Raw genomic sequence first — 21,629 nt, forward strand, 5'->3', positions numbered from 1 at the left:
TGGTAAACCTTTGCCCCAGCGGCGCGGTATTCTGCGCCTGTGCCGGGCGACCGACAAGCGTGGCAGGTCACTGCCAGCTATACTCCTTTGGGGTGATCTGGCGGCGCGGGCCAACCGGGTCGCTCGGATCCGCCAGCGAACGGGCCGTGCGGACATTCACCTCGGGCAGGATGTCGAGGTCGCCATCATAGGCGCCCCAGTTGATCTCGTTGCCGGGCTCGACGGCGACGAGCGGTAACCCAACCCGGTCGATCCGCTGCAGGACGTCGCCGATACCCGTCAGGTACAATTCCGGCGAGATATCGGAGAGCTGGTACATGTCCCAGATCCGACCGCGGCCGGAACGCGGCTTGGTTCCAACGTCGGATCGTTTCATAGGAAACGACAATGCCACGCTCCAAGAGCGGCGTTTCGAGCAGAGTAGTCATTGAGGTAGATCTCAGACCTGTTTGCCTGCCGGCTCGGTTCGCACCGCCGCTAGCCTTGCTTCTCCAGACGCAATCAGCGCTTGGAAATGCGGATGGCTGTGAAGCGGCACGAGATCGCCGTCCTGTTTGACCCAGAGGACAAATTCAGGGGACATCTTGCGGAGGCACGAGTCTAGTTGGTCGACAGCCTGATCCAGCTCGTTCAAATAGACAAAGGCGCAAGCCATATTGTATTGGTCTATCGGGTCGTCGTCCGGTTCAACGGTCAGGGCGCGCGACGCCCACTCCTGCGCGCGTTCCTTCTCTCCCAAATAGGCCAACGCGATAGCGCCCCTCATCATCGCATTGGCATTGTCGGGTCGAAGCGAAATTTCCCTCTCGATACGCTCCAGCTCCCAACGTGCGGAAGATTTGGCCTCTTCGTGTCGGCCGAGGGACCTGTAACTTTGGGATAAAAAGCCCGGAGAAGCGTAGTCCGTATCGAGAAGCTGCGCGGCGCGCTCGAAATGCGTGACTGCATCTTCATAACGGCCAAGCCATAAGCAGGTTCGACCAAAACTGTGCCGCACGTCATTGGAATCGGGCTCCAGGCGGAGCGATTCCTCATGCGCGGCGAGAGCTCCGTTCAAGCGGCCAAGCTCCGCTAATGCTCGCCCCTTGGCCGCATAAGCCTCAGCCAAATCTGAATCTAGCGCGAGTGCCTTTTCGGCCTCGGACAGGCCAGACTCCTCCGACTTTCCACCCGAATGCAGAATGGCTTGGCATAAGGCAACCAATGCCCAAGCGCGGGCATAACTGGGGTCGATATTCAAAGCGCGTTGGCAGAACCTGATGGCTATTTGCAGATTTCTTGCGCCCCGCTGCCTGTGATAATGCCGAGCCAAGAGATAGAGTTGGTAGGCTTCCGGATTGTGAGTCGAGCGCGTTTCGATCGCCTTCTTTTCCTCCGGTAGTAATTTGCCCTTCAGCGCCGCGACGATTGCGTGCGAGATTTCATCCTGCAGCGCGAAGATATCTTTCAGGTCGCGGTCGTAGCGCTCCGCCCAGACATGATCGCCTAGCTTTCCATTAATCAACTGTGCGCTGATTCGTACGCGCCCGTCGGCCTTGCGTACGCTGCCCTCGAGGACGTGACTGACATTCAACTGTTCCGCGATCTTGGATACGTTCACCGTCTTGCCCTTGAAAGCGAAGGCGGTGTTCCGGGCGATGACGGAGACAGCAGAAGCCTTCGAAAGATCAGTGATGATGTCCTCGGTAATGCCATCGCTGAAGTATTCCTGCTCCGGATCACCGCTGAGGTTTGCGAAGGGCAGCACGGCGACGGAAATCTTGGAAGGCCGGTCGGTCGTGCGGGGGACAACAGCGTCGACGGCAGCTCCCGAGACTTTATACATCCGAACCGGCTCCGCCATGTTCTTCAGGCTGTGCTCGCCGAGGTCCTCGAATCCGACCTGGACCTTGCCACGAACATGTTTGAACACTGTCTCTGACACGAAAACGCTGCCGGGTTCTGCTAACCCCTGGAGCCGCGCGGCAATATTGACGCCGTCGCCGTAGAGGTCGCTCCCCTCCACCAAGACGTCACCGAGGTTGACGCCGACACGCAGTACGATTCGACGATCTCCCGGCAAACCCGCGTTGTCACTCTCCATCGCCTGCTGTAGCGCGACGGCGCAGGCTACGGCGTTGACGGCACTGGCGAACTCCACCAGCACCCCGTCTCCCATCACCTTGACAATTCTGCCCTGATGCTGCCCAACCAGCGGACTGAGTATCGCGCGTCGCCGCTCTTTCAGCCTGACCAGCGTGCCGGCCTCGTCCACTTGCATAAGGCGGCTATAGCCGACCACGTCGGCGGCAAGAATGGCGGCAAGGCGCCGCTGTACGCGTTCTTCGGCCATTTGCGCCAGACTGCATCCAAAGGATATCGTGCAACAAATGTATGCCTGACACTTGTGGGAGTCTATCAGCCGAATTTCCGCCTGGGGTCACATCCGGTGGACCGACTTGTTCATCACGCAACGATCTTCGAGATGAATGTCGAAAGCTCCCGGCGACGTTCCGCCGTGGAAGCCAAACGCCAGCGCGGTAGACGCGCCTCATTCGCGACAATCAAAGCCCTTCCCATGTCGCGGAGCGGCAATCAGAACACGATGAAACTTTTGCCCTCCGACCCGACTGATTGAAGGCGGCATCCCAACGGAGGCAACCGTTGCCCAGGTCCTGGTTTCTAAATACGCCGACCACCTGCCATTGTATCGACAGGCGCAAATCTACAAGCGGCAAGGCATCGACCGCTCGACACTCGCTGATTGGGTCGGCCGCGCCGCCTGGCATCTCCGGCCCGTTCATCAACGGTTGCTCGACGTTTTGAAGACATCATCAAAACTCGGTGCCTTGTCCTTTAACGCCGCCACTTCGAATGCGTTTCTTGCTGCTATAACGACTCGTCGACGATGACCACCGGACGCCCCATCGAGCAAGCCTCGACCCGGGCCTCGACTCGGTAGACCGAGCGCAGCATGTCCATGGTGATGACCTCACGGGTCGGGCCGCTCGCCACAACCGAGCCGCCGCTGATGACAATTGTGTCGTCGCAGTAGCGCAGCGCATGGTTGAGGTCGTGCAGCGCAATCAGCACCGCCATGCCCGACTGCGCCGACAGCCGCTTCATGAAACCGAGCACCTCGATCTGGCGGAAGAGATCGAGCGCCGAGGTCGGCTCGTCCATCAACAGAACTTCGGGCTTGCGCACCAGGGCTTGGGCAATGGAAACCAACTGACGCTGGCCGCCGGAGAGTTCGCCGAGGCCTCGAAAGGCGAGGTCGGCGATCCGGAGTTCGCCAAGCACCCGGTCGATTTCGGCAAGCTCGCCATCCTTCACTTTCCAGCCGGAACCCTGCTTGGCCGACAGGAGCACCGACTCGTAGACGGTGAGCACGGCGTTGGCACCGGTATCCTGCGGCATGTAGCAGATGCCTTCAGGCCCTTTGGCCGCGTCGGACAAATGGACGGTGCCAGGACCTGACGTCAGGCCCGCAATGCGCTTGAACAGCGTCGACTTGCCGGCGGCATTCGGGCCGATCACCGCCGTCAGGCCACCGCCCCGCAGCATGCCGGTGTTGACGTCCGACAGCACCGTGCGCCGGCCGTAGTTCGCCCCGACCTTTTCCAGCGTCAGGCTTACCATGCGCGCCTCCTGTTGGTGAAAATCAGCACGAAGAAGAAGGGCACGCCGACGAGCGCGGTGATGACGCCGATCGGGAGCACCGCGCCCGGGATCAGCATCTTGCTGACGACCGAGGTAACCGAAAGCAGTAGCGCGCCGCACAGCACGGAAGCGGGCAGGAAGAAGCGTTGATCCTCGCCGACCAGCATGCGGGCGATGTGGGGCCCGACGAGGCCGACGAAGCCGATCGTGCCGACGAAGGAGACCGGAATCGCCGCAAGCAGGCTCACCGTCATCATGGCTTCGAGCCGCAGCCGACGGACATTGATGCCGAAGCTTGCCGCCTTGTCGTCACCGAGCCGAAGTGCGGTCAGCGCCCAGGCGTGCCGGGCAAAGAGCGGCAAGGCGAAAAGGAGCACGGCGCCGGTGATCCAGACCTTCGGCCAGGTAGCCTTCGTGAGGCTGCCCATCGTCCAGAACACGACCGCCGCGAGCGCCTGCTCGGAGGCGAGATATTCGAGCAGCGACAGCGCGGCGTTGAAGGTGAACACGAGCGCGATGCCGAGAAGGACGATGGTCTCGACCGTGACGCCGCGCATGGTGGAGGCAAAGTGGATGAAGAGCGCCGCCACCATCGCCATCAGGAAGGCATTGATCGGCACCATGTATTGGACGGCGACTGGAAAGATCGCGACGCCGGCGACGAGGCCGAGGGCGGCACCGAAGCCGGCGGCGGCGGAAATGCCGAGCGTGAACGGGCTTGCCAGCGGATTGGCAAGAATCGTCTGCATCTGCGCGCCGGCAACCGACAGCGAGGCGCCGACCGTCACGGCCATCAGAGCGATCGGCATGCGAATATCCCAGATCACCACCCGAAGCTGGTCACTCACCGTCTCCGACCGAAACAGCGCGGTCAGCACGTCTCGCAAGGGATAATTCGCTGGCCCAAGCGCCATGTCCACTGCGACCGACGCGAAGAGCGCGGCGAGCAGGCAGAAAATCAGCACCAGACGGCGCAGAACGAGGGCGCGGTAACGCCCGCGTCCGTCGATTCCAGAAATCCCATCGGTCATGGCAGCCATCATTCACCATCCTTGGGCAGCGAGACGAAGTAGCCCGGGCGGTAGGTCACCGGCAGGAACCTCTCGTGAAATTCGCGGAATGTCCGCTCCGGATCGATGTCGGCAAATAGCTCCGGATGGAACCATTTGGCGAATTGCTGGATCGGAACGAACTCGTAGGGCGCACCGTAGAATTGGTGCCAGACCGCATGCACGTCGCCCTCTTTCACCGCCTTCAAGCCGGGGAAGCCTGGACGCTGCATCAGACCGCGCAATCGCTCTTGTGCTGCCGCCGCATCCGCGCCGCGGCCGACGCTGACGAACTGGTTGAGATCGGATTCCGCCGACCAGTTGCTGCCGGTGATGATGACATGGTCCGGGTCGCTGACGATGAGCTGCTCGGGATTGAGGTCGCCGAAGGTGCCCTTGATCACGTCGGAACCGATATTGTGGCCACCGGCCTTTTCCACCATCTCACCGAAATTCGCAGGTCCGAAGGTTCTGCAGCAGACAACGTCGCCGGTGATGCCGGGGGAGCGCTCGATGAAAACTTTCGGCCGCGCGATCGCGCCGGCTTTGGCCAGGCGGTCCGTCACCACAGCGATCTGGGCGCTGCGATAGTCGATGAATTCACGCGCCTTCGCTTCGGCGCCGAAGAGTTGGCCGAGGATTTCGACGGATTTCTCGCTGTTGGCCGCGGGATCGACGCGGAAATCGAGATAGACGACGGCAATGCCGGCGGCCGCAGCCTTTTCGATGAAGCCCGATTCATCGACCGCCTTCTGCGCTTCGAGGTTCAGCGTCAGCACATCGGGTTTCAGCGCAATGGCCGCTTCGAGGCTGAAGTCACCTGAAGGGATATAGCCGAAGGGCGGCAGCTTTTCGATCGCAGGAAACCGCTCGAGGTAGGCGGCGTAGGAATCCGGATCCTTCTTGAGCAGGTCATCGCGCCAGCCGACGATCGTGTCGAAGACGTGCTCCCCCTTCAGCGCGGCGGCCATATGAATCTGGCGCGCCTCACCCAGCAGCACGCGCTTGGCCGGCAAGGCAATTTCGACCCGCCGGCCGGTGACGTCGACGATTTCGGCAGCGCTAGCCGGCACCGCCGCCAGTGCGATTGCGGCGATCATCGCCAGGGCGATTTTCCTGAAGATCGACATTCTCATTTCCTTTCGATCGAGACGCCGGAGGCCTCCCATCCTTCCTGCCGCCGATGCATTTACTGGCTGACGTTCAACGAGACGAAGTAACCACTCTTGTAGGGCAGCGGCAGGAAGCGCTCGTGCAACTCCTTGAACGTCGCCTCCGGGTCGAGGTCGGCGAAGAGATCCGGGTGCAGCCATTTGGCGATCTGCTGGATGGCGACGAACTGATAGGGATTGTTGTAGAACTGGTGCCAGATCGCATGGACCTGGCCGTCCTTGACCGCCTTGACGCCGGTGAAGGCCGGACGCGTGGTCAGATTCGCGAGCTTGCGCGTGGCCCCTTCCACATCAGCGCCATAGCCGACGCCGACCCAGTTGCCGCCCGGAACATAGCCCTGCCAGTTGCCGCCGGTGATGATGATCTGGTCGGGATTGGAGGCGATGATCTGCTCCGGATTGACGGTGCCGAAGGTGCCGGGAATGATGTCCTTGGCCATGTTCACGCCACCTGCGAATTCGACCATCTTGCCGAAGTTCTCGTTGCCGAAGGACATGCAGCAATCGTCGGAATAACCGCCGGCCCGCTCGACGAAAACGAGCGGCTTCTTCGGGTTCGCCTTTGCCAGGACGTCGGTGACCTTGGCGATGTTGTCGGCGCGGAACTTGATGAATTCCTCGGCCCTTTCTTCCTTGCCGAGCAGCTTGCCCATCAGCCGCATGCTCGGCTCGGTGTTTTCCATCGGCCTCTCGCGGAAATCGACATAGACGAGCGGGATGCCGACCTTCGCGAGCTTCTCGATATAGCCCGCCTCCTCCGTCGCCGTCTTGGCGTCGATGTTCATCAGGACGACGTCCGGCTTCAGCGCCACCGCCTGCTCGACGTCGAAGGTACCATCCTTCATGCCACCGAAGGTCGGCAGCGCGGCGATGTCAGGATATTCGGCGAGATAGGCGGCATAGCTTTCCGGATCGGCTTTCGCCAGGTCGTCCCGCCAGCCGACGACGCGCTTGAACGGCTCTTCGCGGTCGAGGGCGCCGAGGAAATAAATCTGGCGCCCCTCACCGAGGATCACATGCTCGACCGGTACATTGACCGCGACATCGCGGCCGGTGACGTCTTTCAACTTGACGACATCAGCGAAGGATGTCGTGGGAAAAAGCACGCAAAGTCCCGTGGCGACCGCAGCCACCCTGTTGAAAAGCCGCATTGTTTTTTGCTCCGCTGGGAAAATCGACGCGATCTAATGTTTCATGACTTTATTAGTCAACATTTATCTTTTAGAACGCCTCCAAACAGAGATGAACAGCACCAGCATGAGCGACACCCTAGATCGGCAGAACTACAACTTGCGGGATGAAATCAAGGCCTACTGGTCGGAGCGCGCCGCAACCTTCGATCTTTCGCCGGGGCACGAAATCTTCTCGGAGGAAGAGCGCGCCGCCTGGCATCGGTTGTTGCTGCGGCATCTGGGACCGGGCGACAGTCGTGCAGCTTTGGACCTCGCAAGCGGCACCGGCGTCATTTCGCATCTGCTCGATGATCTCGGCTTCAGGGTGCAGGGCCTCGACTGGGCCGAACCGATGCTCGAACGCGCACGCGAGAAGGCCCGCAAGCGCGGTCGCGCCATCCGCTTCGGGCTCGGCGACGCCGAAAACACCATGGAGCCGGATGGCCATTACGACGTGGTGGTCAACCGGCATCTGGTGTGGACGCTCATCGATCCGGCCGCAGCCTTTGCGGAGTGGCTGCGCGTCCTGAAGCCTGGCGGCACGGTGCTGATCGTCGATGGGGACTTCGTCAATACAAGTGCGCTCGAGCGGCTGTTCTCGAAACTCAGCGCCTGGGGCCAGCGCTTGGGGTTCCTCACGGCAGAAACGCCGACCGGAACATTGCAGATGATGGCGACCCATCGCAGCATTCTCTCGCGTGTGCACTTCTCCGCCGGCGCGCGGGCCGATGACGTCGCCAACCTGCTTGGCAAGGCCGGCTTCGTCGACATAGAGATCGACAGGGACCTCCGCGAGATCCATCGCACGCAGGCCAGGAACTGGAATTTCTTCAAGGGCCTGGCCAGAAAATGCCAGCATCGTTATGCGATCCGCGCGAGGAAGCCGTAAGGCCGTCACGCCCGGCATTCACGACTACAGCGCCGCGCGTCTTATCAGACGCGCAAAGGTCGCTGCAGCACTTTGAATTGCTGCATGTTTTTATCCTTAAATCGGATAGGATTTAAGGAAACATGCAGTAGCGGCCTTTGTGGTCCCGCGTTTTGCTTCCACGGCCTGAAAGCGCGGTGAACTTTCCACCGCACCCAATTGCTGCAACCCCCAACTTCACCTACATTGACCAAGTGGTAAAAAAGACGCGTTCCAAAACGCGCAATCAATCAGAGGGGAATTTAATGCATAGCAATTCCTTCAATTTCGCCATCTCCAGAAGAACCCTGATCAAAGCTGCCGGCGCCTCCGCCGTGGTGGCCGCGGCGGGTCTGCCGAGCAGTCTGCTCGCAGCGGACCCGATAAAGGTGGCAGCCATCTATACCGTCCCGGTCGAGCAGCAATGGGTCAGCCGTATCCATAAGGCGGCCAATGCCGCCAAGGAGCGCGGCGACATCGAATATGTCTATTCGGAAAACACCGCGAACAACGATTACGAGCGCGTCATGCGCGAATACTGCGAGGCCGGCCACAAGCTGATCCTGGGCGAGGTCTTCGGCGTCGAGGATGCCGCCCGCGCCGTCGCCAAAGACTATCCGGATGTCGCCTTCCTGATGGGCTCGAGCTTCAAGCCCGATTCCGCCATACCGAACTTCTCGGTTTTCGACAACTATATCCAGGACGCATCCTATTTGTCCGGCCTCGTCGCCGGCGCCATGACCAAGTCCAAGAACATCGGCATGGTGGGAGGCTATCCGATCCCGGAGGTCAACCGGCTGATGAACGCATTCATGGCCGGCGTGAAGGAAGTAGCCCCGGACACCAAGTTCCAGGTCGCCTTCATCGGCTCGTGGTTCGATCCGCCCAAGGCCAAAGAGACCGCATTCGCCCAGATCGATGGCGGTGCGGACCTTCTGTATGCCGAGCGCTTCGGCGTGTCCGACGCCGCCAAGGAGAAGAAGATCCTGGCCATCGGCAATGTCATCGATACCCAGGCGGACTATCCGGACACCGTTGTCGCCTCCGCGCTGTGGCATTTCGAATCGACGCTCGACAAGGCGATCGCCGAAGTGAAGGCCGGCACTTTCAAGGCCGACGACTACGGCGTCTATTCCTTCATGAAGAACGGCGGCTGTTCGCTCGCGCCTCTCGGTACCTTCGACAGCAAGGTTCCGGACGACATCAAGGCCAAGGTCGCGGAGAAGGAAAAGATGATCAAGGACGGCTCGTTCACCGTCGAGATCAACGACGCCGAGCCGAAGTCGAGTTAGCCCTCGCTTCCTCCCGTTCATGGGAAAGGTGGTTGGCAGTGCCGGACGAGGGATTACCCTTCGCCGGCAGCGACCATTCTCTCCCTGGACGGGAAAGGAAGCCCCCCCCACGCCACTTCCGGTCACCGACGTGTCAAGCAATCCCGTCCTTCGTCTTTCCCGCATCAGCAAGCGTTTCGGCCCGCTCAAGGCCAACGAGGCCATTTCCTTCGACCTGAAGCGGGGCGAAGTCATCGCGCTTCTCGGGGAGAACGGCGCCGGCAAGACGACGCTGATGAACATTCTCTTCGGCCACTACGTCGCTGACGAGGGAACTGTCGAGGCCTTTGGCAAGCCGCTTCCGCCGGGAGATCCGCGCGCGGCCCTTGATGCCGGCATCGGCATGGTCCACCAGCATTTCACCCTCGCCGACAACATGACAGTGCAGGAAAACATCGCGCTTGGCACGCAGAGCCTCTGGCGCATGCGGCTCGACCGGGCCGAGGCGCGGCGGCGCATCGAGCAACTGTCCGCCGATTTCGGCCTCGCCGTCGATCCTGCGGCCACCGTCTCCACCCTTTCGGTCGGCGAACGCCAGCGCGTCGAGATCCTGAAGGCCCTTTATCGCGAAGCCCGCATCCTGATCCTTGACGAGCCGACGGCCGTTCTGACCCCCGCCGAGACCGACGCATTGTTCCGGACGCTGAAGCTGCTCGTCGCCAAAGGCCTGTCGATCATCTTCATCTCCCACAAATTGCACGAAGTGATGGCTGTCAGCGATCGTGTGCTGGTTCTGCGCTCCGGCCAGCTCGTCGGCGAGCGCGAAACAGGCGCGACCGATCGCAAAGAACTGGCGGCCCTCATGGTTGGCCAGGAGGTCAAGCCGGCGGAGGTCAGCCCCGTGAAACTGGGTGCACCGCTGCTGGCGCTCGAACGCGTTTCCACGACGCCGTATAACGGGGCCGGCCTTGATAAGGTGTCGCTCACGCTCACAGCCGGTGAAATCACCGGCCTTGCCGGCGTTGCCGGCAATGGCCAGGCTGTCCTTGCTGCCCTCATCGCCGGCATCCGGCGTCCAACCGGCGGCAGCATTTCCATCGCCGGGCGGGAAGTCGCCGACTGGTCGCCGCGCGCCGCGCTCGCCCATGGCGTGGCCCGCATTCCGGAAGACCGCCACGCTATCGGCAGCATCGGCGACATGAGCGTGACGGAAAATGTCATCGCCGAACGCTACCGAAGCCCGCGGTTCAGCCGCATGGGCTTCCTGAACTGGAAGGCCGCCGGCCGCTTCGCCGAGAAACTCATTGCCGACTACGACGTCAAATGCCCCTCGCCCGAGGCCCGCATCCGCCTGCTCTCGGGCGGCAACATGCAGAAGCTCATCCTCGGCCGGGCCCTTGATCCCGACCCGGCGGTCATCCTTGCAAGCCAGCCGACCCGCGGCCTCGATGTCGGCGCCGTCGCCTATGTTCACCGCATGCTGCTTGAAGCGCGCGACAGGGGCGCGGCGATATTGCTGATTTCGGAAGACCTCGAGGAAGTGCTGGCATTGTCCGACCGCATCATCGTCATGTCCAAGGGACGCCTGTCGACGCCGTCTTCGCGCGGCGAACGCAGCATTCGGGAACTGGGGGAGCTGATGGCAGGCCACAGCGGGGAGCGCAGCGATCATGCGGCTTGAGCCGAAGCCCGCACCGTCCTTGGCGGTCACCTTGCTGTTTCCGCTGGCAGCCATCGCCACCACGCTGGTGTTGACGTCGATACTGGTTCTCGCCGCTGGCGCTTCGCCACTGTCCGTCTTCTATCTTGTGGCCAAGGGCGCGGCCGGCTCACAGTTCGCGCTGCTGGAAACCTTGACCCGCGCGACGCCGCTGATCTTCACGGGCCTGGCGATCGCCGTCGCCTTTCGGGCCAAGCTCTGGAACATCGGCGCAGAAGCCCAACTCTACATCGGCGGCGTCGTGACCGTGGTGCTGGGAACCGGCGCACTACCGCTACCTTCTGTCATTCTGATCCCGGTGATCATGGTCGCCGTCATGGCCGCAGGCGCGCTGCTTCTGCTCGGCCCGGCCGTGCTGAAGACCCGCTTCGGCGTCGACGAGGTGGTCACCACGCTGCTGCTCAACTTCATCGTCCTGCTGTTCGTGTCGATGCTGCTTGAAGGTGTGCTCAAGGATCCGATGGGGCTCGGCTGGCCGCAATCGCAGAAGGTCATCGCCGAAGCGCAACTGCCGCGCCTCATCCAGGGCAAGCGCCTGCACTACGGCTTCGTCATCGCCCTTGCTTCGGCCGTTCTCGTCTGGGTCGTCATGAAAAAGACGGTTCTCGGCTACGAGATGCGCGCCGTCGGCCTCAATCCCGAGGGCGCACGTTTTGTCGGTATTCTGGTCAACCGCGCGCTGATGAAGACGGCCTTGCTTTCGGGCGGATTGGCCGCCCTTGCTGGCTTTTCCGAAGTCTCGGGGCTCAAGGGCAATCTGACGCTCGACCTGTCGCCGGGCTACGGCTACTCCGGCATCGTCGTCGCCATGCTGGCCATGCTGAATCCGCTCGGCGTCATCGCATCGGCCATCTTCGTCGCCGGCATCTTCGTCGGCGCCGATGCCATGAGCCGTGCCGCCAAGGTGCCGAGTTACATAGCCGACGTCATGGTCGCCACCTCGCTGCTGACGATGGTTGTGGCGATTCTTCTGACGCGATTCCGGATCAGGTGGAGGTGACATGGACGCGCTTGAAATCCTCTTCACCGCCTCCTTCTGGGTTGCCGCCATCCGCATAGCATCCCCGCTGATCTTCGCGACCATGGGCGAGTTGATCTGCGAGCGCGCGGGCGTCCTCAACCTCGGCATCGAGGGGATCATGACGGCGGGCGCTTTCGCCGGCTGGTTCACCGTCTATTCTGGCGGCGATCTTTGGGCCGGCTTGCTGGTCGCTGCGCTTGTCGGTGCCATGTTCGGCCTGCTGCACGCCACGCTCACGGTACCGCTCGGCCTCTCGCAACACGTCGTCGGCATCGGCGTTACGCTGCTTGCCACAAGTCTTACCTATTACACCTATCGTCTTGCGCTGCCCGAGGTGACGTCGCCGCCCAAGATCGAGCCGTTCCAGCCCCTACCGATCCCGGGCCTGTCCAGCGTTCCCGTAGTTGGCGAGGCGCTGTTTACCCAGACGCCGCTGACCTATCTCGCATTCGTGTCGGTCGCAGCCGTCGCCTGGATCCTCTATCGCACGCCCATCGGCCTCGCCGTTCGCGCTGCCGGCGAAAACCCGTCGGCGGTCGAAGCGCAGGGCATTTCGGTCACCGGCATCCGCATGGGCGCCGTCGTCGTCGGCAGTGCGCTGATGGCGGTCGGCGGCGCCTTTCTCACCACCTCGGCCTTCAACTCGTTCTTCTTCCAGATGATCAATGGGCGCGGCTGGATTTGCATCGCGCTGGTCGTCTTCGGCTCCTGGCGGCCAGGAAAGGCGCTGATCGGCGCCATCCTGTTCGCCGCCTTCGATGCCTATCAGGTTCGCCTGCAGCAGATATCGGGCGGCATCGTGCCCTATCAGGTTTTCCTGATGATGCCCTATGCGCTGTCGATCCTGGCGCTGATCCTGGTCGCACGCCGCGCCACCTATCCCAAAGCTTTGATGATCCCGTACCAGAAAGGCGAAAGATGAGTTTCGACCTGATCGTAAAGGGCGGCACGCTGCCCGATGGAACCGTCGCCGATATCGGCATCAAGGGCGACAGGATCGCCGCGATCGAGCCAAGCATCGATGCCGAGGCCGGTCGTGTCGTCGATGCCTCGGGCAACCTCGTCAGCCAGCCCTTTGTCGATCCGCATTTCCATATGGACGCAACGCTGTCCTACGGCCTGCCGCGCATCAATGCCTCGGGCACGCTGCTCGAAGGCATCGCGCTGTGGGGCGAACTCAAGCCGCTCCTGACCCACGAGGCTGTCAAGGAACGCGCGCTGGCCTATTGCGACTGGGCGGTCTCGATGGGCCTCCTCGCCATCCGCACCCATGTCGATACCTGCGACGACCGCCTTCTCGCGGTGGAAGCGCTGCTCGAGGTCAAGAAAGAGATCGCGCCCTATATCAATCTCCAGCTCGTCGCTTTCCCGCAGGACGGGCTCTATCGCTCGCCGAATGCGCGCGAAAACACCATCCGCGCCCTCGACATGGGCGTCGACATCGTCGGCGGCATCCCGCATTTCGAGCGGACCATGTCCGACGGCACGCGTTCCGTTACCGAACTTTGCGAGATCGCGGCCAAGCGCGGCCTGATGGTCGACCTGCATTGCGACGAGACCGACGACCCGCTGTCGCGCCATATCGAGCAGCTTGCCTATGAGACCCGGAGGCTCGGCCTGCAAGGCCGGGTGGCTGGCTCGCACCTCACCTCGATGCATTCGATGGACAACTACTACGTCTCGAAGCTGCTGCCGCTGATTGCGGAAGCCGGTGTCTCGGCGATCCCCAATCCGCTCATCAACATCATGCTGCAGGGGCGGCACGACACCTATCCCAAGCGCCGTGGCCTGACGCGAGTGCCCGAGATGCTGAATGCCGGCATCCGCACCGGCTGGGGTCAGGATTGCGTGCTCGATCCCTGGTACTCCCTCGGCACAGCCGACATGCTCGACGTCGCCTTCATGGGATTGCACGTCGCCCAGATGTCCTCGCCCGCGGACATGCGCACCTGCTTCGACATGGTCACCAAGGTCAATGCCGAGATCATGGGACTCGATCATCTCGGCCTGGCCGTCGGCAAATCGGCAAGCCTCGTCGTGCTCGATGCGGGCAACCCCATCGAGGCGGTGCGCCTGCGCGCCGAGCGGCTTTGTGTCGTCGCGAAGGGCAAAGTCGTGGCTGAACGCGAAAAACGCGATACGGCCCTGTCCATCAAGGGCCGTCCGGCGACCATCAACCGCCGCCACGTCGTGCCACCGCAAGCGCGTTGAACGGACTGGACGAGAACAGAACGGCCGCGCCGCCATCGGCGGCCTTGACCTTTAAAGTGATGCGGGCGGCCGTTTTCACGGGCTAAGAATGGTTGGAATGAGACGCACTGGCTCGTCTCCGACATTGGAAAACACCCGATCGTTGGCCGAACGCGCTCGCAGCACCCACTTCGACAAAGTTTAACGAGTTCGTAAGTCATTTCGCTACTATTTTCGGCTAAATTAGCACCCTGTTTTGGAGCGCAGAGAGGGGCGCGGCCAACTGGCCGCATCTAGCTCCAACTCATGCCTTTTTGCGTTGGGGCCACGTGGCTCCGAAGTGGTGGTGATCTGTTGTGGGGGAGCGAAGCAAGATGCGCAGCAATCTGAAGAACAAGCTCGTCCGCATTTTTGAGGACGAAAACGGCAACTTTGCCATCATGACAGCTCTGGTGATGGTACCGTTGTTTACCGCCGCTTCCATTGCCATCAATCTCGCCCGCATCAACCTCGAGTCCGCCAAGATGCAGGACGCGCTCGATGCGGCCGCTTTTTCCGCGGTCAAGTCCTATGGTGAAGGGGAGGATGAGGCCCAGACGAAAGACCTGGCGAACAATACCTTCTTCGCCAATTTCGGCATGCCAGACATCGTCGACGAGATCGGGGCGGGGAGTTCGACGCCGGTGGCGACCCAGGCAATCAAGGTCGCTTTCGGTGCACTCGGCGCGGAGACCACGGCGACGACGACCTATGAGCTCAAATATGCTCCGCTTTTCTGGGGCCTTCGACCCTATACGATCCATCGCGAAAGCGTCGCCGCGCGCATGCCGGGAAGGGAAGCATGCATCCTGGCACTCCATCCGACCGCAAGCCGGGCCTTCGAAGTGAGCGGCAGTGCAAGTGTCGATACGTCCGGCTGTACCATCACCTCGAATTCGAGCGATACGCAGTCGATCTATCTCAGCGGTTCAGCCACCTTGAAGGCCGAGTGTCTTTATGCGGCAGGCAAGGTATCGGCGACGCTGGCTCATCTCGAGCTCGCCTGCGGCAAAGCGGTGGAAGGGGTTCCACCTATCCTGGACCCATTCCGGTTCAAGAAGATGCCGACGACGGCGAGCTGGGTGAACCTCGCCGGATGCGGACAGAACTTCGTGGCGGGCGGTGGCGGCAATGGCGATTGCAACGGCACGAGCAAAACGCCGAACAACGCGCCTGCCGGCTATACTGTCGAACTGAAGCCCGGGACCTATGGCGGTTTGGAGATCAAGGGCAAGGTCCTTCTGCGGCCGGGGTACTACATCATCGACGGCGGCAGTCTGAAATTCACCAGCCAATCGGTGGTCGCCGGCGAAGGCGTTACCTTCTTCCTGCTGAACGGGGCCCAGCTCGACATTCACGGCGGATCGACCTTCAAGGTCAGCCCATCGCTATCGGGTGACTGGGCGGGTTTCTCGATCGTCGCCGCCAGGAACAATACGGCGACCGCGACGATCAACGGCAACAGCGCCTCGTCGCTTGCGGGCATCGTCTACATGCCGGCATCGCGTGAGATCCAGTATGCCGGCAACGGCTCCACCGGCGGTGAATGCGTGCGCATCGTCGCGCAGGAGATCACCATGATCGGCAACAGCAGCTTCGAGCTGGATTGCAAGGCGGAGCTCGCGAACAACACCATCAACAATCCTGGTGCAATCCGTCTGGTCAGATAACAAAAATCAATCAGGCAGCTCGGGCAGCGCAGGGCGACGCGTGTCGCCAGGCGCCTGGGTGCGCCTCAACAAATCAAGCCGAAGCAGTCTCAGCTCTACTGCATAATTCCTTAAATCGGAATCGATTTAAGGACAAAATTATGCAGCAACTCAAAGTGTTACAGCGACCTTTGCGCGTCTAAATAGACGCGCGGCGCTGTATATCGGCCGCCTCCCCCAGAGAGAGCATCGTGTCGGCGGCCCGCCTTCCGACCTCGGCATTGACGGCGAAGCCGAGGCTTTTTCTTGGGTTCCTGACGATACATTGTGCGATGCCGGCGCGGCGAAAGCGAACTGCCGACTCACGGCGGAACAGACCGGCATCCCGCGGGAACCTTCAATTGACCTCGGTGTCGCGAAGATCGCGTGCCTTCCAGCCGTTCCTTATGCAGCCCCGTTGACGGGATGATCATCTATGACTAAACCAGCGACTAACTGGATAGTTACACTCATATTATTAGCATCTCTCTAAACAGTGCGAGGCCGGGCGCGTGGAGCAAGAAATCACGATTCGGTTTCGTAGTTGCTGCTTGCCGCACCGGCCCCGCCTTACCCTGGAGATTGAGGTGCGCGCGGCCCTCCTCCAATGGCCGTGGCCGACCTGCCCGGTCGTGCCGATGCATCTGGAACGCGACCGCTATTGCCTAATCGGGCGCGGCCTCTTCAGGCTCCCGAGTATCCAATGACCGGTGCAATCAGTGCCCTGCGCGGCTTCGGCCCGGTGTTCGCGCTGCTTTTCGGCCTGCAATTCATTTCCATGGGCACAATGGAAATGAGCGGCCCGTTTTGGCCGATTCAGATCCGGGAACTAAGCCCTTCCGACAGCGTCTTCGGCTTGGCCGGCATCGGCGTCTATGTCTGCCCTATGCTCGGCGTGTCGGTGACGAGCGCGTTCTGGGGTCGCATAGGCGATCGCTACGGCAATCGCCTCATGATGGTGCGAGCACTCGCCGGCCTGGCGATCACGCAATTGCTCGTCGCCTTCGCCGAGAACGTCTGGACCATCCTGGCGTTGCGCTTCCTGCAGGGGGCCTGCGCCGGCTACATCGCGCCTTCCCCATCGTTGCTGGCCTTTACGGCCTTTCAAGTCTCGTGGCGCTCGGCCTATGGCTCAAATCGGCCCGCATAATCGACAAAGGAGAACTATCTTGAGGAGAAAACCCATGGTACTGCGCGCCGTGATCGCTGCCCTTGCCTTGGTGGCGTTAAGCCCGTTAGCGGTCGTTGCGAGCGAACCGACGGCGGCCGCGCAAACGCCGACCACCGTCACCGACATCACCGGCCGCGAGGTGACTGTCAATGTCCCGGTCAAGCGCGTACTTCTCGGCGAGGGGCGGCAGCTCTATCTCCTCGCGTCGCTTGAACCGCAAGATCCGTTGGCCCGCGTCGTCGCATGGCGCAACGATCTGATCGAGGCCGACCCTGCCACTTATGACCAATATCTTCAGGCGTTTCCAGGGCTTGCAAAGCTCCCTGCCTTTCCCGGCCAAGAGAATGGACTGATCGACATCGAGTCAACCATCGTCCAGAAGCCCGACGTGGTCCTGCTCAATCTCGAAGCCATGCGAGCCAACGAGGACGCCGAATATATCCAGAAGCTGGCCGAGCTGAAGATCCCGGTCCTCTACATCGACTTCCGCCACTACCCGCTGAAGAACACAGAGCCGACGATCCGTCTTCTGGGAAAGATCCTGGGGCGCGAGGCGCGCGCGGAAGAGATCATCGCATTTCGCCACGAGGCGATGGCACGGGTGACCGATGTCATAGGCCGAGCAAAACCAAACCGGCCCAAGGTGTTTATCGAGCGCATCGGCGGCTATGCAGATGATTGCTGCCTTTCGTTCGGTGCAGAAAATTTCGGCAAGTATGTGGAGCTCGCCGGTGGTCATAACCTCGGCAGCGACTTCCTGCCGAGCACCTTCGGGCAGCTGAACCCTGAGCAAGTCGTCGCCTCCAATCCCGAGCATGTGGTCGTCACAAGCGCCAATTGGCAGGCCTATGTGCCCGGCGGCCACTGGATACCGCTTGGTCCGGGCGCTGATCCGCAGGAGATGCGCAAGAAACTCGATTGGTTCACCACCCGTGACGCCTACACCGGGATTGCCGCCCAGAGGACGCGAAGCTTTCACGGCATCTGGCACCAGTTCTACAACAGCCCTTATGAATTCTTCGCGGTTCAGCAGCTGGCGAAATGGTTCCATCCGGATCTTTTTGCCGATCTCGATCCGGATGCGACCTTCGCCGAATATCACCGCCGCTTCCTGCCTATTCCCTATCGGCCTGGCTATGCCATCAGCCTCGCCGGTGCAGACTAAGGTACTGGAAGGCTTTGCTCCGGGTCCTTCTCGATCGGTCCGAGGGAAATCGCTAACGTGGCGGCTGACATTCGTATGCTCTGAGCGGGCGAGGCTCGTCGATCGACGCCTTCGCATTTCCGCTCCGGTGCCCCGATTGAAGCGTCGATTGGGGTCTTGGACATTTGAACTTGGTTCTCCGCCAACCAAAAAAGGGAGGCGCCGGCCTCTGGCCGCGCCTCCCTTGTGATCACCAGAAACGGCGTTAACTCATGCTGTCATCAGAAATCGGTTGTCATCGAGACCTTGACCGTCAGCGGTGCACCCTGCGAAATCGTGCCGAAGCTCGCGACGCCGGACCAATAATCGAGATCGAAGACGTTCTCGATTTCGGCGCGGAACGTAACGGGCTTGTCGTTGATCTCCGTCAGATACCGGGCGCCGAGGTCTAGCCGCGTCCACGCGGGGATTTCCTGGGTGTTGGCGGTGTTGACGTATTGCTCGTCGGTGTGGATGACATTGCCCGTCAGCGTCAGCCCTTCCATGAACGGCGTATCCCACTCGGCGCCCAGATTGACTTGCACCGACGGCACGCCGATCGGCGTATTGCCACGGGTCGCGGCACTGTTGGTTTTCGTCAGCTCGCCGTGGATGAAGCTCACGCCACCGAGCACCCGGACCTCGGGCGTCACTTCACCGAAGATGTTGAGTTCGAGGCCGCGATTGCGCTGTTCACCGCCTTCGACGAAGACAAGACCGCTGCCACTCGCCTCGAGCTGGCCGAAGGGCTTTTCGATCTGGAATGCGCTGACCGTCACCGCCACACGGCCGAGATCGACCTTGGTGCCGATTTCGTACTGCTTCGACCGGTAGGGCGGGAGCGTTTCGCCGGCATTGATCGCGGTCGTGGGGGCGCTGTCGCCGACGCTGAGACCCTCGACGTAGTTCGCGTAAAGCGCGACGTTGTCCCATGGCTTAACGACGATGCCGACCAGAGGCGTGAACGCGTCCTCATCGGACGAAGTGGTGACAGCACCGGTGGCCGCGCTGTAGTTTTCGGTGTCGATGCGCTGAAGGCGTCCGCCCACGGTCAACTGCAGGCGCTCGTCGAGCATGGACATCGTGTCGGAAAGCGCAACGCCGTAGAACACGTTCTCAGAGACCCTCGGCACGTGAGAAGGTTGCGGCACGTCCTGCCTGGGGCGAGGAAGCAGATTGAAGAGATTGCTAAGCTGGGCGGTTCCCGAGTTCGAGCCGCGGGCGAGGCTCTGCTCCAGACCGCTGACCTGGAAGGTGACGGTATGTTCGACCGCATCGGTGTCGAAAGTCGCGCGAACACCTGTCTCGGCCGTCAGCCGGTCAACGTCGAAAACGAAGTTTTGCGGTGTGATACTGACATCGCCGGCAGAATTAAGAATGACGGGCGTGCCGAAAAGTCGCTCGACGCGCGAGTTGCCGCCGCCGACGGCGCCGAACAGCGTAACGTTGTCGTTCAGGTCATATTCGACCCGCCCCAGCCACGACAGATCTTCGCTCTTCGACCATTCCCACGGCTCCTGGACATTGGAGTGTCCGTCCGGCGCGTCCGGAATTTCGATGCCGGCGGTCGGGAAGAATGGACGTTGCGGAGCGTCGAAGTCTTCCCGCTGGCCAATGACGTCCAGCGTCGCCCTGAACCCTTCGCCCTCATAGTCGAGCGCAAGCGCCCCGACAGCCACGTCGCGCGACTGATTGTCGATCCCGGTGTCGCCGCCGTGATAGCTGCCGTTGAAGCGGACGCCGAGTTGGCGCTCCTCACCGAAGCGGCGGCTAAAATCAAGATGGCCACCGCCATAGAGATCCGACGCATAGTCGGTCGTGAGCCGGGTCAGGTCGGCATCGGCCGCACGCTTGGGCACGATGTTAATCGTACCGCCGACGCTGCTGTTCGGCGAGATACCATAGATGAGCGCGGTTGGACCCTTGAACACCTCGACACGCTCGACGTAGTCGGTGAACAGGCGGTAAGTCGGAGCGACACCGTAGACGCCGTCGAACGCCACCTCACCGAAGTTCCCCTCATTGAGCGGGAAACCCCTGATATAGAAGGAGTCCAACATACCGCCGGAGGCATGGGTGCTTCTGACCGAAGGATCATTGGCCAGCACGTCGGCCACTGTCCGTGCGCCCTGGTTTTCGATCGTCTGAGAAGTGTAGCTGGTGATGTTGAACGGCGTGTCCATGAAATCGCGGTTGCCGAGCAGACCCACACGGCCGCCGCGGGCGACCTGCCCGCCGGCATAGGCTTCCGGTTCATTGCCTATTGTCGCTGTCGAACGGCCCGCCGTCACCTCGATACGCTCCAGCACGGTCGTATCTTCCGCCAGCGCAACACGACTTACCGTCGCCAGCAAAACCGCCAGCGACCCCACACGCAGTATCATCCATAGCCCCCTGTAACACATTGACCAAAAACATTTCTTGGCCCCAGACAGGCCTGAATGTGTCGGTCCCAGGGGTGCTAAATAACTTGATTCTAATTGTCAAGATATCCCGCACGAAGAAAGGCTCGCGTTTATCCGCGCAAGCCGCAGCTTGGTTTCTGCCATTCGGCACCAATGAATTACGCTGTCGGCGCGCGTCGCTTGCGGGAAGCCCCCATTCCTTGGCTGTTGTTATACGGTCCGTGAAATTCCGCGTTTTGCCAAAGGCCGGGTCTCGATCAAATCGGGTGTGCATTACGGGGAGAGATTGCCTCCGAGAAGGCAGCCTATCTCGAGGTTACCAGCCAAGAGCAGCAGCAGATCTCGAAGCTTTGGGTGAGAGACTTCCTGGACCGCATTTTCAAGCGGGGCCCATCGCAGTTTCCGGCTTCGTCTCTCGGGGAAGTCCAACAGAGTTTCCTGGACCTCGAGCAAATGCACGTCGAGGTGATAGGTAAGATCGCTGCTATCCTTCATGTAAACGAACGAACCAAGTGCGTCGTTTGATATGCGGCCTCTAACGCCAGCCTCTTCCATCGCTTCCCTTGCAGCCGCCACACCGGAAGTTTCTCCTGTTTCGATGCGCCCTTTCGGTATTCCCCAGCGGCCGTTTCGGCGGCTCGCGAGAAGCAGCACCTCAGGAGAGCTATCTGCAGAGATTCGAAAGCAGATCGCGCCTGCTTGTTGGACACGCGCTCGCGAACAACCGGCGGCACTTTGAAGGGTCACTGCGCATACCGGCGAGAATTGGTCTACCATCTCTCACGGCCTTGATGGATTGCGACGAGGAGCTCGCCGGCGTTTATGACAGCTTTGCGACACCCCGTCTTGCAATGAATGATTGAAAATGCGGTGAGATGCGAAAACCGAAGGCTGGCTTGGCCGCTTGGTCAGCAGAGCGATCCGGTGACCGCAACCAAGCAAGCGACGGATCTACACCTCAACGATAAGATTTACGATCGAGAGCCTTGTCTTGCCTTC

General features: G+C 61.3%; 17 protein-coding genes and 2 pseudogenes. 11 read left to right on the forward strand and 8 right to left on the reverse strand.

The features are described 5' to 3' along the window. Positions 1-67: 67 nt before the first annotated feature. Positions 68-319 (reverse strand): hypothetical protein, encoded by a 252-nt coding sequence (locus BC363_RS20690; RefSeq protein ID WP_244519929.1) that lies wholly within the window; start codon positions 317-319, stop codon positions 68-70. Between the two features lie 120 nt (positions 320-439). Continuing rightward, positions 440-2,332 carry an adenylate/guanylate cyclase domain-containing protein gene (locus tag BC363_RS20695; protein ID WP_065785300.1) on the reverse strand — a complete coding sequence of 631 codons (1,893 nt, stop codon included), beginning with the start codon at positions 2,330-2,332 and terminating at the stop codon, positions 440-442. A gap of 96 nt (positions 2,333-2,428) precedes the next feature. On the opposite strand from BC363_RS20695, the pseudogene BC363_RS35550 reads away from it, so the two are divergent. Continuing rightward, positions 2,429-2,617, forward strand: a pseudogene (locus tag BC363_RS35550) (hypothetical protein); the annotation flags it as partial. Then, a pseudogene (locus BC363_RS33685) lies at positions 2,607-2,822 on the forward strand (transposase); the annotation flags it as partial. The pseudogenes BC363_RS35550 and BC363_RS33685, both read left to right, overlap by 11 nt. A gap of 46 nt (positions 2,823-2,868) precedes the next feature. Here BC363_RS33685 and BC363_RS20700 read toward each other — a convergent pair. The 4 genes from BC363_RS20700 to BC363_RS20715 are packed head-to-tail and all read right to left on the reverse strand — an operon-like array spanning position 2,869 to position 7,014. Further along, positions 2,869-3,621, reverse strand: coding sequence for an ABC transporter ATP-binding protein (locus BC363_RS20700; RefSeq protein ID WP_065785301.1), 753 nt, complete (start codon positions 3,619-3,621; stop codon positions 2,869-2,871). Continuing rightward, entirely contained in the window at positions 3,615-4,682 is a 1,068-nt protein-coding gene (locus tag BC363_RS20705; protein ID WP_202618597.1) for an iron ABC transporter permease, read from the reverse strand. Before BC363_RS20705 ends, BC363_RS20700 begins: the two co-directional genes overlap by 7 nt. Next, positions 4,682-5,827 carry an ABC transporter substrate-binding protein gene (locus BC363_RS20710; protein ID WP_065785339.1) on the reverse strand — a complete coding sequence of 382 codons (1,146 nt, stop codon included), beginning with the start codon at positions 5,825-5,827 and terminating at the stop codon, positions 4,682-4,684. The genes BC363_RS20705 and BC363_RS20710 overlap by 1 nt, the downstream gene beginning before the upstream one ends. A gap of 53 nt (positions 5,828-5,880) precedes the next feature. Beyond that, positions 5,881-7,014 carry an ABC transporter substrate-binding protein gene (locus BC363_RS20715; RefSeq protein WP_065785303.1) on the reverse strand — a complete coding sequence of 378 codons (1,134 nt, stop codon included), beginning with the start codon at positions 7,012-7,014 and terminating at the stop codon, positions 5,881-5,883. Positions 7,015-7,120: 106 nt separating this feature from the next. Between BC363_RS20715 and BC363_RS20720 the strand changes: the two genes are divergently transcribed. The 9 genes from BC363_RS20720 to BC363_RS20760 all read left to right on the forward strand — a co-directional run bounded on the left by BC363_RS20720 (position 7,121) and on the right by BC363_RS20760 (position 18,207). Further along, positions 7,121-7,924 carry a class I SAM-dependent methyltransferase gene (locus BC363_RS20720; protein ID WP_065785304.1) on the forward strand — a complete coding sequence of 268 codons (804 nt, stop codon included), beginning with the start codon at positions 7,121-7,123 and terminating at the stop codon, positions 7,922-7,924. A 284-nt stretch (positions 7,925-8,208) separates the two neighbouring features. Next, complete coding sequence (locus BC363_RS20725) at positions 8,209-9,234, forward strand: BMP family protein (RefSeq protein WP_065785305.1); 1,026 nt, start codon at positions 8,209-8,211, stop codon at positions 9,232-9,234. A gap of 130 nt (positions 9,235-9,364) precedes the next feature. Next, positions 9,365-10,894 carry an ABC transporter ATP-binding protein gene (locus tag BC363_RS20730; RefSeq protein WP_065785306.1) on the forward strand — a complete coding sequence of 510 codons (1,530 nt, stop codon included), beginning with the start codon at positions 9,365-9,367 and terminating at the stop codon, positions 10,892-10,894. Beyond that, on the forward strand, positions 10,884-11,933 hold the full coding sequence (locus BC363_RS20735; protein WP_065785307.1) for an ABC transporter permease: 1,050 nt from the start codon (positions 10,884-10,886) through the stop codon (positions 11,931-11,933). Before BC363_RS20730 ends, BC363_RS20735 begins: the two co-directional genes overlap by 11 nt. Position 11,934: 1 nt before the next feature. Beyond that, on the forward strand, positions 11,935-12,876 hold the full coding sequence (locus tag BC363_RS20740) for an ABC transporter permease (protein ID WP_065785308.1): 942 nt from the start codon (positions 11,935-11,937) through the stop codon (positions 12,874-12,876). Further along, complete coding sequence (locus tag BC363_RS20745) at positions 12,873-14,165, forward strand: amidohydrolase family protein (RefSeq protein ID WP_065785309.1); 1,293 nt, start codon at positions 12,873-12,875, stop codon at positions 14,163-14,165. Before BC363_RS20740 ends, BC363_RS20745 begins: the two co-directional genes overlap by 4 nt. 353 nt (positions 14,166-14,518) lie before the next feature. Next, complete coding sequence (locus BC363_RS20750) at positions 14,519-15,853, forward strand: TadE/TadG family type IV pilus assembly protein (RefSeq protein WP_065785310.1); 1,335 nt, start codon at positions 14,519-14,521, stop codon at positions 15,851-15,853. A gap of 721 nt (positions 15,854-16,574) precedes the next feature. Beyond that, complete coding sequence (locus tag BC363_RS20755; RefSeq protein ID WP_280137951.1) at positions 16,575-17,021, forward strand: MFS transporter; 447 nt, start codon at positions 16,575-16,577, stop codon at positions 17,019-17,021. 34 nt (positions 17,022-17,055) lie between these two features. Further along, entirely contained in the window at positions 17,056-18,207 is a 1,152-nt protein-coding gene (locus BC363_RS20760; protein ID WP_065785311.1) for an ABC transporter substrate-binding protein, read from the forward strand. Positions 18,208-18,467: 260 nt separating this feature from the next. Here BC363_RS20760 and BC363_RS20765 read toward each other — a convergent pair whose 3' ends face one another. Both BC363_RS20765 and BC363_RS20770 read right to left on the reverse strand, forming a co-directional pair. Continuing rightward, positions 18,468-20,609, reverse strand: a complete 2,142-nt coding sequence (locus BC363_RS20765) for a TonB-dependent siderophore receptor (protein ID WP_065785312.1) — start codon at positions 20,607-20,609, stop codon at positions 18,468-18,470. 294 nt (positions 20,610-20,903) lie between these two features. After that, on the reverse strand, positions 20,904-21,407 hold the full coding sequence (locus tag BC363_RS20770) for an NUDIX hydrolase (protein WP_083223616.1): 504 nt from the start codon (positions 21,405-21,407) through the stop codon (positions 20,904-20,906). Positions 21,408-21,629: the final 222 nt, after the last annotated feature.

Source organism: Ensifer sp. LC384 (genome assembly GCF_001695865.1).
Classification (GTDB): Bacteria; Pseudomonadota; Alphaproteobacteria; order Rhizobiales; family Rhizobiaceae; genus Ensifer.